General features: G+C 44.2%; 9 protein-coding genes. 5 read left to right on the top strand and 4 right to left on the bottom strand.

Going from position 1 to position 13,746, the window contains the following annotated elements; genetic code table 11:
* Positions 1–6 precede the first annotated feature (6 nt).
* On the bottom strand, positions 7–813 hold the full coding sequence (locus AAEO56_RS10315; RefSeq protein WP_341696972.1) for a DUF3298 and DUF4163 domain-containing protein: 807 nt from the start codon (positions 811–813) through the stop codon (positions 7–9).
* Between the two features lie 106 nt (positions 814–919).
* On the opposite strand from AAEO56_RS10315, the gene AAEO56_RS10310 reads away from it, so the two are divergent.
* The 4 genes from AAEO56_RS10310 (at position 920) to recO (ending at position 6,674) form a co-directional block, all read left to right on the top strand.
* Positions 920–2,062, top strand: coding sequence for a cystathionine gamma-synthase (locus AAEO56_RS10310; protein WP_341696971.1), 1,143 nt, complete (start codon positions 920–922; stop codon positions 2,060–2,062).
* 142 nt (positions 2,063–2,204) lie between these two features.
* Complete coding sequence (gdhA, locus tag AAEO56_RS10305) at positions 2,205–3,548, top strand: NADP-specific glutamate dehydrogenase (RefSeq protein WP_341696970.1); 1,344 nt, start codon at positions 2,205–2,207, stop codon at positions 3,546–3,548.
* 114 nt (positions 3,549–3,662) lie between these two features.
* Positions 3,663–5,951, top strand: coding sequence for a type IX secretion system anionic LPS delivery protein PorZ (gene porZ, locus AAEO56_RS10300; protein ID WP_341696969.1), 2,289 nt, complete (start codon positions 3,663–3,665; stop codon positions 5,949–5,951).
* A 9-nt stretch (positions 5,952–5,960) separates the two neighbouring features.
* The gene (gene recO / locus AAEO56_RS10295; protein ID WP_341696968.1) at positions 5,961–6,674 is read left to right on the top strand and encodes a DNA repair protein RecO; all 714 of its coding nucleotides are present in this window, start codon (positions 5,961–5,963) and stop codon (positions 6,672–6,674) included.
* Here recO and AAEO56_RS10290 read toward each other — a convergent pair.
* The gene (locus AAEO56_RS10290) at positions 6,671–7,585 is read right to left on the bottom strand and encodes an alpha/beta hydrolase (protein ID WP_341696967.1); all 915 of its coding nucleotides are present in this window, start codon (positions 7,583–7,585) and stop codon (positions 6,671–6,673) included. The two genes, recO and AAEO56_RS10290, sit on opposite strands and share 4 nt — an antisense overlap.
* A 364-nt stretch (positions 7,586–7,949) precedes the next feature.
* On the opposite strand from AAEO56_RS10290, the gene AAEO56_RS10285 reads away from it, so the two are divergent.
* A complete protein-coding gene (locus tag AAEO56_RS10285) occupies positions 7,950–8,945 on the top strand; it encodes an NAD(P)H-dependent glycerol-3-phosphate dehydrogenase (RefSeq protein WP_341696966.1) in 996 nt (331 codons plus the stop codon).
* 95 nt (positions 8,946–9,040) lie between these two features.
* Here AAEO56_RS10285 and AAEO56_RS10280 read toward each other — a convergent pair whose 3' ends face one another.
* Together AAEO56_RS10280 and AAEO56_RS10275 are read right to left on the bottom strand one after the other, a co-directional pair.
* Positions 9,041–11,851, bottom strand: a complete 2,811-nt coding sequence (locus AAEO56_RS10280) for a GH92 family glycosyl hydrolase (RefSeq protein WP_341696965.1) — start codon at positions 11,849–11,851, stop codon at positions 9,041–9,043.
* A 199-nt stretch (positions 11,852–12,050) separates the two neighbouring features.
* Positions 12,051–13,541 (bottom strand): tetratricopeptide repeat protein, encoded by a 1,491-nt coding sequence (locus AAEO56_RS10275; RefSeq protein WP_341696964.1) that lies wholly within the window; start codon positions 13,539–13,541, stop codon positions 12,051–12,053.
* Between the last annotated feature and the right edge of the window lie 205 nt (positions 13,542–13,746).

The raw sequence follows: 13,746 nt of genomic DNA, 5'->3' as shown, positions 1-13,746 counted from the left end.
CTGAATTTATTTCACTTTTAAAAACTGATCTACCTCACTGTACGGTAAAACAAGCTCTTTTGCGCCATCGGCAAAAGATGATATTTCAACCGGGTTGTATAGTAGCAGCAGGCCTTTGTCTGTATAGAAAATATTCTGCGGCAGCGTAAAAATATTCTTTTCGAACATCATGCCCGCACTGTTAATCGGTTTGCCTGCCGGGATCTTGAATTTTTTGCGGAACTCCTTCTCTGCATACGCAGTAAACCCTTTTTCATCTTTCAGGATGTCAGAGCGTTTCAGGGTCCTGCCTGTTTTTACGTCGATGATAACCGCCCTGTTCCCTTCATACCCATGCGCACCGCCAGTGTACATTAAGTTGTTTACCTTAAAATTGATGATATTGTCGCTTTGGTATTCTTTCGTAGCGTTGATCTTTGCTTCCCAGCTATTTTCGGCCTCTTCGGGAAATTTTTTAGCGAGGTCGTCATAGGATTTAATGAAAGATGCCGTAAGTTCTTCGTAATCTTTCGAATTGGTAGGCTTTTCGCCAAAGTAAACTATGCTTCTCGACATTTTAAACAATGCCTGGTTGATGCTGTCGGCAATTGCAGGATTTCCGTTCATTGCCTCCGGAACCTTAATATCCACATAGGTGCACTCTTTTTTGCAAATGGTGCTTTTTTTAGAATAGGTTTTGGGTTCAAAGCTAAGTGCGGCGGATTCTGCAGGGGATTCTGTCCCGGGTGATTCTGTAAGTGTAGTTTCTTCCTTTTCTTTTTTACAAGCGGTCAGTAAAAATAAGGTAAGGGCAAGAGTTATATAGCGTTTCATATAGCAAAGGTGTTATTCTTTTACAAAAGGTTGCCTGCCTTGTTACACAGATAACCAATTTACAGTAAATTTGCCTAAAATTTTCGACAAACAAACAATCTGTTATATGAAATTTAACACGAAAACTATACATGGCGGGCAGCACCACGACCCGTCTACAGGAGCAGTGATGCCCCCGGTGTACCAAACCTCCACTTTTGTGCAATCGAGCCCGGGCGTTCATACCGGATATGAATACAGCCGCGCGGCCAACCCTACTCGTACCGCACTGGAAAATGCGCTGGCAAGCATCGAGAACGGTGCCCGTGCCCTGGCCTTCTCATCGGGGCTTGCGGCGACCGACTGTGTACTGCGCATGCTGAAATCAGGCGATGAAGTTATAGCGATGGACGACCTGTATGGCGGTACCTACCGTATGTTTACCCGCGTGTATAAGGATAGCGGAATAAAATTCCATTTTGTGGATATGAACGATTTGGAAAAATTCAAGTCGCTTTTTAATGAAAACACAAAGCTGGTTTGGGCCGAAACGCCAACGAACCCGCTCATGAAACTTGCAGATATTGAAGCTGTAGCCAAAATATGCAGGGAGAAAAAAGTACTTTTCGCAGTAGATAATACTTTTGCAACCCCTTACCTGCAAAGGCCATTAGACCTTGGAGCAGATATTGTAATGCATTCGGCTACAAAATACCTGGGCGGGCACAGCGATGTTATTGCCGGAGCGCTAATAATGAAAGATGCTGAACTTGGGGAGCAGATGCACTTCCTGCAGTTTGCTACCGGCGCTACGCTTGGCCCACAGGATTCCTACCTTGTATTGAGGGGAATTAAAACATTACACCTAAGGATGCAGCGCCATTGCGAGAACGGCCAGAAAGTTGCCGAATACCTGAGCAAAAACCCTAAGATAAAAGCGGTATACTATCCCGGCCTTGAAAGCCACCCGTTCCATGAGCTTGCCAAAAGGCAGATGAAAGGCGGTTTTGGCGGAATGGTATCCTTTACATTTGCCTCAGGCGAAAAGGCAGAAGCCATTAAATTCCTTGAGAACCTGAAAGTATTTACCCTTGCAGAATCATTGGGCGGTGTGGAGTCTTTGGCGAACCACCCGGCATTGATGACACATGCCTCGATACCCGAAGACAAACGTAAGGAGATCGGTATCAGCGATGACCTTGTGCGCCTTAGCGTTGGTGTTGAGGATGCGGAAGACCTTATCGCGGATATAGAGCAGGCACTGTCGTAGTTGATAGGTTTATAATGTTGATAGGTTTATGCTACACTGCCTCTCTCAAATCAACAAATAAACCCATAAACAAATAAACAAAAAATGTATATTTGCCAAAATTTTACGCAAACGTTTTCTTAAACACTAATATCTTTAAAACATGAGTGATAGCATACAGTCTTTTATGGACACCGTTTCTAAAAGGAACGCTAACGAACCCGAATTTCTTCAGGCAGTCCATGAAGTTGCCGAAACCGTAATACCTTTTATCGAAAAAAACCCGAAATACCAGGGTAAAATGCTTTTGGAAAGAATGGTCGAAGCTGAAAGGGTTATCCTTTTCCGCGTTACATGGCTTGATGACAAAGGCGCAACACAGGTAAACAGGGGTTTCAGGATACAGATGAATTCGGCGATAGGCCCATATAAAGGAGGCCTTCGTTTCCACCCATCGGTAAACCTTAGTATCCTTAAATTCCTTGCTTTCGAGCAAACATTCAAAAACAGCCTTACTACGTTGCCAATGGGTGGCGGTAAAGGAGGTTCTGACTTTGATCCTAAAGGAAAATCTGAAAATGAGATCATGCGTTTCTGCCAAAGCTTTATGACAGAGCTTTCTAAACATATTGGCGCTGATACAGATGTTCCTGCCGGAGACATCGGTGTAGGCGGACGTGAAGTAGGCTTTATGTTTGGCCAGTACAAAAGGCTTAGGAATGAGTTTACGGGAGTGCTTACAGGCAAAGGGATAAGCTTCGGCGGGTCGCTTATTCGCCCTGAGGCTACAGGCTACGGCTGTGTGTACTTTGCGCAAAGCATGCTGAATACCAAAGGCGAGAGCTTTAATGGTAAAACAGTTGTAGTTTCGGGTTCAGGTAACGTGGCGCAATATGCTGCCGAAAAAGCGATACAGCTTGGCGGTAAAGTAGTGACGTTCTCCGATTCGGCGGGATATATTTATGATGAGGCAGGAATTGACGCAGAAAAGCTTGCCTATGTAATGGAAATTAAAAACGTGAACTACGGCAGGATAAGCGACTACCTTAACAAATACCCGAATGCCAAATATGTGGCAGGCGGCAAGCCATGGGAAGTAAAATGTGATATCGCATTGCCATGTGCTACCCAGAATGAGCTTAACGGCGACGAGGCAAAACAGCTTCTTGCCAATGGCTGTATCTGTGTGGCTGAAGGCGCTAACATGCCAAGTACCCCGGAAGCGGTAATCGCGTTCCAGGAGGCCAAAATACTTTTTGCACCGGGCAAAGCCTCAAACGCGGGTGGTGTTGCCACTTCTGGCCTTGAAATGTCGCAAAACTCGCTTCGCCTAAGCTGGAGCAGGGAAGAAGTTGACGAAAGGCTGAAAGGCATCATGTCGGCTATACATACTGCATGCCTTACTTATGGCACACAGGAAGATGGCTTTATTGATTATGTAAAAGGAGCAAACATTGCAGGTTTCGTAAAAGTTGCCGATGCCATGCTTGCCCAGGGAGTAGTATAATTTATTTCTACAGATAGATGAAGCCCTCCCGTTGCGGAGGGCTTTTTTTATGCGTATTATACAAAAAACCGAATAATTGCGTTTTAGCTTATATTTGCGCAAATAATTGCTTTGATGAAACGAGTCCTCCTGTTATTTTCTATTTTATTTTCCATAGTGGCTGCCGGCCAGGGCAACCAGCTGTGGGGAAGCTATTACTCCTATACCAACATCCAGGACATTACAGAGTCGAACAACAGGGTATTTGCGGCTTCGGAGAGCGCTATGTTTACTAAAAACGTAGGGACCAACGAAATCAAAACAATAACATCTGTAGATGGCCTTAAAGCAGAAACAATAACTGCAATACATCACAGCCCTTCATACAGCAAGACACTCGTAGGTAATTCAAACGGGCTATTGCTGGTGGTAAACAACGATTTTTCAGTACTCAACAAGATTGCTATTGTACAGGAAACGACCATACCTTCTACAAAGAAAAAGATAAACCATATTTATGAATATGACGGAAAGGCGTATATTTCATGTGACTTTGGTATAGCAGTTTTTAACCTGGCGACACTGGAGTTTGGCGATACGTATTATTTAGGCCCAAGCGGTGCAGAAGTATCTGTGAAACAAGCCACTGTTTTTGAAGGCTATATTTACGCAGCTACTTACGAAAATGGGATAAGGCGTGCATCCCTGGCCAATCCAAACCTTAATGATTTCAACCAATGGGAGCAATATGAAGGTGGATACTGGACAGGAATACTGGCATATTCTGGTAATTTGCTGGCAACAGATTCAAATGGCTCATGCTATAACCTTACGAATGGCGCCCAGATCTTTTTTCAGCTACCTTCGGCGGCAACAGACCTTAGGGATGCGAACGGCTATATGGTGGCTACCTGCCCCAACCGGATAAACGTGTACAATAGTGCTTTGCAGCAGGTATTTCAACTTAACCTTATTCCGGGAGAGACAGTCACCTTTACCTGTGCAACAGTTGTAGGTGGTGAAATTTTTATAGGAACAAAAGAAAAAGGGGTTTTTTCAGTTTCAATGACCAACCTCTCGGCAATCAGCAATATTACCCCTAACGGGCCGTTAATGAGCAACATATTCTCAATCGAAAAAACACCAAATTATTTATGGGCGGTATTCGGAGGATATTCTTCTGTCTATGAGCCGGATTACTCAACTCATGGGGTAAGTAAGCTAACAGAAAATGGATGGGTCGCCCTGCCTTATGAAGATATAGCAATATTAGGGGACGTCAAATCGATAGTTGATGTTACGGTAAACCCTAATAAAGAAAGTGAAGTTTACCTGCACTCGTTTCATTCAGGGTTATTGAAATTGGAAAATGATGTGCCTGTTGCACTTTATAATCAGACTAACGGACTCGAAAACCAGCAACAGGCAACACCAACTTTCATAAGTGTGCGCCCGAATGGTGGTGCTTTTGATAAAAATGCAAATCTTTGGCTGACCAATAGCCTTGCAAAAAATGCGATTAAAAAATATAATCCGGGAAATGACAGCTGGGACACTTTCAGTGTGGTGGATAAAGTTAGCAGTGGGGGTATGAACGGTATTGATAACTATGGCAAGATGGTTATTGACCGAAATAACACAAAATGGATACCTACCCAGCATAATGGCCTTATGGCTTTTAATGAAGGCCTGAATAATAAATTTATTATTGTTAAAGGACAGGAAAACCTTCCCGTTGATGATGTGCGAGCTGTTGTTATTGATAACAACAACCGGTTATGGATAGGGACAACAAAAGGGCTAAGGGTAATTTCAAGTATTGAGCGCTTTATGACAGAAGACGAACTGACCGCCAATCCCATTATAATACTGGAAGACGGACTTGCTCAGGAGCTGATGTACGAACAGGCAATTACCGATATTGTTGTTGACGGCGCCAATAATAAATGGATAGGTACCGCAGGCGCCGGGGCATTTTTAGTTACACCTGACGGGCAGGGTACACTCTTTCATTTTACAAAAGAAAACTCACCGCTGCCAAGCAACAATATCAATGATATTGCTATGGACTCCAGGACAGGTGAAGTTTTTTTTGCCACCGACAGGGGAATGGTTTCCTATAAGGGCACCTCTACCGAAGCGGCAGGCGACCTTAGTAAGGTGTATGTATTTCCAAACCCTGTGCGCCCCACCTTTGAGGGCGATGTAAATATAAGCGGCCTTATTGATAAGGCGAACATTAAGATAACCGACATAGAAGGCAACCTGGTATATGAAACGACATCCGAAGGCGGAACCGTATTATGGGATACACGTGCCTTTGGCAAATATAAAGTAGCATCCGGGGTGTATATGATCTTTATTTCGTCTGAAGACGGGAGCGAGACTAAAGTGAAAAAAGTGATGATCATCAGGGGTTATTAGCCAAGGGCCATGTTAGTAAAAACAAAAGCTATAGTCATCAGTTCCCTGCGCTACCAGGAAAAAAGCCTTATCGTGAAATGTTTTACAGAGTCGGACGGACTGAAATCCTATTATGTAAGGGATGCTTTCTCCTCTAAAAAGAGCGCCCAAAAGACTGTTTATTTCCAGCCCCTCAACATACTCGAAATAGAAGCTGTCCACAAAAACAAAGGTACCTTAGAGTATTTTAAAGAGATAAGGATGGCGCATCCTTATTTTTCCATCAATAAAGATATCGTTAAAACAACGATAGCTATCTTCCTGTCAGAAATGCTCCATCACAGCATTAAGGAAGAGGAGAAGAACCAAAACTTATATTCATTCCTCGAAACGGCAATGCTTTGGCTCGACAGCCATGATAATGCAGCCAATTTCCATTTGATACTACTGTTGGAAATTACGAAGTTCCTCGGTTTCTATCCCGACAAGGCCGATGACAGGCACGCCTTTTTTGAAATGACCGAGGGTGTTTTTACACCCTATCATGCCATTAGCTGCCTTTCAGAAGAAGAAACGGCATTGCTGCGTACGCTGATGGGATTGAAATTTGACAATAGTGCAAAAGCCTTCCACGTCTCCGAAAGGCAGGCTTTGCTAAAAATACTGCTGGATTATTATGCATTTCACCTGGATGGTTTCAGGAGGCCGAATTCAGTTGAAGTGTTGCGGGAGGTTTTTAGTTAATTGCAAAACTTATAATTACCATTCGCTTCACAATTCTTGCCGGTAGCAATTACGGTATGCGACTGCTCTCTACCTCCTTTCAGTGTCAGGTCCATAAAGTCGATAATGGTTTGCTGCCCTTTGGCAAAGAGGGTGTCGCTATAGTCGTGCCCGCCGCCGCAGTAGGTCACGAGGCGGGTACTGCCATTGAGGCTGATAATTTGATTATAAATTGAATAGGATCCAAAAAGAATCAACCAGCCGGATGACCCCGTGGGGCAGTAATGGTGCGCTGCGGTTCCGTATGGTACAGTCCTGTCGCAACTGCCGTGAAAGAGCAGCACAGGCACAAGCGTATTTTTGTTAATGAGGTTGATGTCCATTATCGCTCCCGCCCCGGATATTATCCCGGCATATTTAAAGCCATCAGGGAGTCTCCCCGGATACAGCTGCATCATGGCTTTGTCCCAAAATGCGGCATGCAACACGGTCTCCGCTCCCGCACTGCTGCCCGATATAAATATTTTTGAAGGATCGATGCTGTAAGTATCATTATTATTGATAAAGAATAGTACGGCCTGCTGCAACTGGTTCGCCGCAATCTGGATGGCTTTTATCTTTTCTGGCAATATACCGCCGCAACTAAAGTTCTTGCCCTTCATATACAACGAATAACTTATAGACGCCGCCGCGTAGCCTTTGGTTGCCGCATAACTGCAGATATGGTGCCCGTTTTTTCTTTCGCCTCCCGCAAACCCGCCACCATGCACATGGATAAGTAAGGGCAATTTACCGGAAGGCTTCCCTTTCGGCAGGAAGAGGTCGAGTTCCAGTTTGAGCGTATCATTAGCAAAGTACGTTATCGTTTTATATTCCTGGGCTTGCAGGGGCAAAACGAAAAGTAATAATATCAGCGCAAGTAGTTTTTTCATTTGGAAAGAATTTATTCAAAGATAAATTATTATAAGCCAATTTTGAACTCTTGAATTTTCACCTGCTCAAATCTGTAGCCGCCAAATGGATAGAAAAATAAAAGGCATTCCCTGAAACACAGGAATGCCTTTTAAAACACCAAAAACAAAAAATTTAACTAACCTTGTATATCCCTAAATTATAAACAAAATAGTATTAGAATAACGGCGCAAGGGGATTTAGATTGTATGGTAAAATCATAATAAAATGTTAATTTTGGTGCTGCAAATCCATAAGCGCTTTTATAAAAGAACAATAGTCTGAGGTTATAGGCACATTCTTTTAAAATTGAGTATTTTTGGCTTTTCAATTAATTGAAGTAAAATGAGTGACACTCCTAAATTCGCCGTTATTGGCGGCGGAAGCTGGGCCACGGCAATCGCTAAAATGCTTTGTTCAAATGTACCTGAAATAGCATGGTACATGCGTAATAATGATGCTATAGAGCACCTTAAGCTGCAAAAGCATAACCCGAATTACCTGAGTTCTGTAGAATTCGACACCACTAAGCTAAGGCTTACCAGCGATATAAATGAGGCCGTAGCGTATGCGGATTATGTGATATTTGCCATCCCGTCGGCCTTTTTAAGCGGCGAGTTGGAAAAGCTAACCGTTAGCCTCGAAGGTAAAGTTATCTTTTCGGCTATCAAGGGCATTGTACCCGAGACCAGTCTTATCGTGGGGCAGCATTTCCATGAAAATTATGATATTCCCTATGATAGCATTGGCGTAATTACAGGCCCGTGCCATGCCGAAGAGGTGGCGCTGGAACGCCTGTCTTACCTTACTATCGCTTGCGGTAACGAGAAAAAGGCCAAAATAATGGGCAAAAACCTCAACAGCCATTACATCAAGACCAAGACATCTGATGATATTGTGGGAACCGAATATGCTGCAATGCTCAAGAATATCTATGCCATTGCAGCAGGTATCGCGCATGGCCTTGGTTATGGCGACAACTTCCAGGCGCTATTGATGAGCAATGCCATCAGGGAAATGAAGAAATTCATCCGCAAAGTACACCGTATGAAGCGCAACATCAACAATTCGGCCTACCTTGGCGACTTGCTGGTTACGGGCTATTCGGTATTCTCCAGAAACAGGATGTTCGGAAATATGATTGGCAAAGGCTATACGGTAAAATCGGCGATGATGGAAATGAGCATGGTGGCAGAAGGGTATTATGCCGCAAAAAGCGCCTACAAACTCAACAAGGAATACGGCGCAAAAACGCCAATCATTGATGCTGTATATGCTATCCTGTATGAAGGTAAGGATGCAAAATCGGTTTTCAGTAAGCTAACGGAAAAGCTGGATTAAGGCTCCCTATCCCCCGAAGGGGGAACTCCACTCTTGCGGCAAGTGTGGTTATGGGTTTGAGTGGAATTCCCCCTTCGGGGGTTAGGGGCCTGGAATTAAGGGGCTTGATTTATTGTTATCTCATCAATAAATATAAAGGCATCTCCCCCTGCACCCTGATGCCATTCGGGCAGTTTGCCAAAGTTATACGCCTTAACCTTTATATAGCGCGCTGATGTATTCTTCAGGCCTACTACAAAACTGCTTGTCCTCACATCATAGTTTTGTGCAGGAATCATATTCGTGGTAGTTTCTGCCAAAGTGAAATTCACATTGTCATCAGACACATAATATTCTATTTCAGTCGGAAATACGATCCACGCGCGGGTGTCCTGAAGGAAACGTGCAGCAATGCTTGTTACCGGCATCTTTTTCTGCAGGTCGATTACCGCTTCAAAATCCTGCCCCTGGTAACCCTGCCAGTCACCCCTACGCCAGTTTTCGGTGCCTCTTATTCCATCCAGCAATCCGTCCGGGCCACCGGCATGGTATTGCGGGTTGTATTTTGACTTAATGTTGATGGTATAGTTGTTCGGCTTTTTAAAATAATGAGCTGTAACCCAATTGCTTTCTTTCCCTGAATTATTACTATAGGTAATCACGGCACAGGAAGCATCAATATCAAATGGGCCGTTGTATTCCATAAAATCGATTTTACCCTTATTGGCATCTACCACATACCATATCCTATCCTCTTTATTCGATGAAGAGATAGTGACCTTCATTTTATCTTTAAACGATTTGCTCTCGGCTTCAATGACAGGAACGGGAACAATATATTCGGTTTCAAAGGGTTGCACCGCCGGGCCAAAAAAGCCTAAAACAGGAGGAAAAGAGGTCGGCGTGATTTCCGCAGTTTCACCATTTTCAAAATTTATTTTGACATGCTGAAATAAAGGCTTAGTATGTATCCATCTATATTCTCCGGGTGTCACTTGGTATACGCCCATACTGCTCAATACATACCACGCGCTCATCTGCCCGCAGTCTTCATTACCTATAAGGCCATCAGGTGTATTCTTATAAAAGTTATTGAGGATGTAATGTACTTTTTCTTTTGTTTTTTCGGGCTTGCCAATATAAGTATACAGCCACGCCATGTGGTGGCTTGGCTCGTTCCCATGGGCATACTGGCCTATGAGTCCTGTAATATCTACCTGCTCCCTGCCGGTTGTGGCCGATGGCGCTGCGAACATCTCATCTAACTTAGCTTCAAATTTTTCTTTACCCCCAAAGGCATGTATCAAGCCATAAATATCGTGTGGCACAAAGAAGGTATATTGCCAGCTGTTGCCTTCGGTAAAGTTGTTATTCACTTCCCTTGGGTCAAAAGGCTTTTCCCATCCGCCATTCTTTTTGGGGCGCATGTGCCCGGTAGATGGGTCGAAAAGGTTCTTCCAGTTTTGCGACCTTTTCATGAAATATTGGTAGTCTTCCATCTTACCGATCTGTGAAGCCATCTGTGCGATGCACCAGTCATCATAAGCATACTCCAATGTTTTCGATACGCTTTCATGCTCATCGTCAATGCTTATGAAACCATTTTTCTTGTAGGCATCCAATCCATAAATATCAAGCATAGCACTGTGTTTTGCAGCTTCAAAGGCTTTTTCGTAATCAAATCCCTTTATGCCTTTTGCCATAGCATCAGCAATGACCGAAACGGAGTGGTAACCTATCATGCAGTCGGTTTCGTTGCTGGCCAATTCCCATACGGGCAGCCTGCCGCCCTGCTCGTATTGCTTAATAAACGTATTGATGAAGTCGGCCGTACGTTTTTTATCAATGAGCGTATATAGCGGATGCGCTGCCCGGAAAGTGTCCCAAAGTGAAAACACTGAATAATAGTCGAAGCCATCCGCCTTGTGCACCTGGTTGTCGCGTCCGCGGTACATGCCGTCTACATCCATAGCAATGTTGGGCTGCATCATGGTATGGTATAATGCCGTGTAAAAAATGGCAAGTTTGTCTTTATCTTTTTCCGTTATCTCTATTTTCGAAAGTTCCTTATCCCATAATTTTTCGGCTGCTGCTTTGGCTTTTTTGAAATCCCATCCGGGCATTTCGGCCTTCATGTTCTTTGCTGCACCTTCGTAACCTGTTGGCGAAAGCGAGACTTTAACCAATAGCTTCTCCCCTGCCTTAACCTCTTTGCTGAAACTTATCGCCAACAGCGAACCTGCAAAAAACGTATCGGTCACTTTCGCGGGGGCAAAAGCATTGTTGTTCACCGCTGTTATCTTCATCGGCTGGCTGAACTCGATGCGGGCATATACGTACTGGTCGGCTGCCCAGGCGCTACTGCGGCGCAGCACTTCGATGGTTTTGTTATCGATGATCCTTACTTCTCCCATAATAAGCTTGTCTCGATGGTTCAGGTCGAGTATGATGTTGGCCTGGCCTTTCTTAGTAAACGTGTATTGGTGAAGCCCAACGCGTGCCGAAGCGGTCAGTTCAACATTGATCGCATCGTCGTCCAGCTTTACGGAATAATAGCCTGCTGCTGCTTTTTCATTGGCATGCGAAAATGTCGAGGAATAGTTTTTACTGTCAAGTTTTGGCTCGCCCATAGTAGGCATCAGCATTATATCTCCAAAATCGGAAACGCCCGTCCCGTTAAGGTGGGTGTGCGAAAAGCCATAAATAACACTATCTGAATAATGGTAGCCGCTGCACCCGTCCCAACTGCCGTCAATTCGTGTATCGGGGCTGAGCTGCACCATCCCGAAAGGCACTGTTGCACCAGGAAATGTATGACCGTGTCCGCCCGTTCCGATAAAGGGATTGACGTATTTGGCATAATCTTTATTTTGCGAATAGGTGATTATCGAAACGAATAGCGAGAGGAATACTATTATTTTTTTCATTTTTTGACGGAAAAATTTCGATAAAGATAGAAAAGATCTGGTTGGTTTTTTTTTGCCACGAATTACACGAATCACTAATTCTTGCCCATTTCACCATAAGATCATGAAGTTCCTCAGGTTTATAAAATATGTGTGGCAATATCGGTTATTCGTTCCCAAATAAAATTTGTAAAAATTCGTGTAATTCGTGGCTAAAAAATTATCGTATCAGGTATTCCAGAAAAGCTTCCACGGTTTCATATTTGTCCGATGGCAGTTTTTTCTTAAGGCGCATTTTACAAACCCGTACGCTTTGCGGTGATATACCAAGTATGCCTGCCATATCAGGGCCATTGAGCTCAAGGCGCATGAGTACTAATATGCGGGTTTCGGCTTCCGTCAGGGCAATGCCACTTTCCTTTATCCTTGAAAAGAATCCGGGGTAGATGGCACGAAAGCGGGACTGGAACTGCGCCCAGTCGTCATCGGTGAGTATCTTTTGCTCCAGCAATGCCGTAATTTCTTCTTCCGTAGCTTCAATTGGCGCAGGGGTTTCCGGTGTTTCTTCCTGAAGGCTGCTGATGATGGCGTTCTTGCGTGAAAGGTCGATGATGTAGGTCTTGAGCTCCTGCTCTTTTACATCGATTATCTTTTGCGTGTTAAGCAGTTCCAGTTCGAGTTGCTTTTCCTTGAACCGGATGCGCGACAAGTAGCGATAAATAACAAATGCAGCTATCAGTAAGGCTGCCAATATCCCGAAAGCGGTTGTCCACAGGCGGTTATTGGCAATTTCCTTTTCGTTCTGCAGGTTTTGTATCCTGAGGTTTTTTACTTCCAGTCCCAGTTCTGCCTGGTTTTGCGACAGCCGCTCACTTTGGTTGGCCTCCATAAGGTCCCGCTCTATTTCAAAGTATTTCTTGTAATAATACAATGCCGAATCAGCCGTGCCAAAACGCTCATGGCTTTTCGACAATTCCTCGTAAGCTTCCCTGATGCGCACCTTGCTGTCCAGTTGGCGTGCTATGGCAAGGCATTTACGTGCCGCATCAAAAGCCCTTCTGGCATCGCCTTTTTTGGTATAAACAGTACCTATGTTCTGCCATGCGGTGGCCATGCCTTCTGGGTAATTTATGTTGCGGCATTCTTCCAGTGAGAGAAAGTAATATCTAAGCGCAGGGTCGAGGTTTTCACCAAAGCGGTATATCTGCCCTTGGTTATTGTAGGCAATGGCAAGGTCGCGCGGTTGGTTTATTTCTTTAAAAATCGCGATGGCGGCATTATTTTGGGCAAATGCTGCCGCAAAATCACGCTGCTCTTTGAGTATCAGTGCGCGGTTGGTATGGGTAAGCCCGAGCAGGCGGTTCATTCCCGTTTTTTCGGCAAGACCCGCAGCCTCTTCGTAGCATTCCATGGCGGCCTCGTTATTTTCCAGCCGCCAATGTACCAGGCCAAGGTTGTTGAGCAGCGTGGCCATCTCTTTCTCATTGACCTCTTCTTTTACCTTTTTGTAAGCCTTCGTAAAATAGTCCAGCGCCTTTTGGTAATTGCCCATGCGCCATTGCTCGTTGCCCAGGTCCGTAAGGCTTACGGATTCGGGAAATTCCTTTTTCCCATTATCAGAAGATTCCCGTTTTTTGTCTTTTTGGCATGCGCCAAAGAGCAGCACCGTAAATGCGGCAAGGCAAAAAGTTAATCGTTGGAATTTCTTCATAGCAGGTCTTGGCGATGATTCGCTTCCTGCAATATAGAAAAAATTGTTTTAGTGTTGTTGGTATATCATCAAACCTACAAGGTTTTGAAAACATAGGTGTTCGGAAGACAAAAGTTCATTGAAATATTTTCATATATTAGATTTATAAACTTGATTATGCCAAAGAAAATAAGCGTAAGTTCTTTGTTGAAACTAATAGACAAAG

It is taken from the genome of Flavobacterium arundinis (assembly GCF_038289855.1).
Taxonomy (GTDB): Bacteria; Bacteroidota; Bacteroidia; order Flavobacteriales; family Flavobacteriaceae; genus Flavobacterium; species Flavobacterium arundinis.
This window is presented reverse-complemented; position numbering and strand designations above follow the sequence as displayed.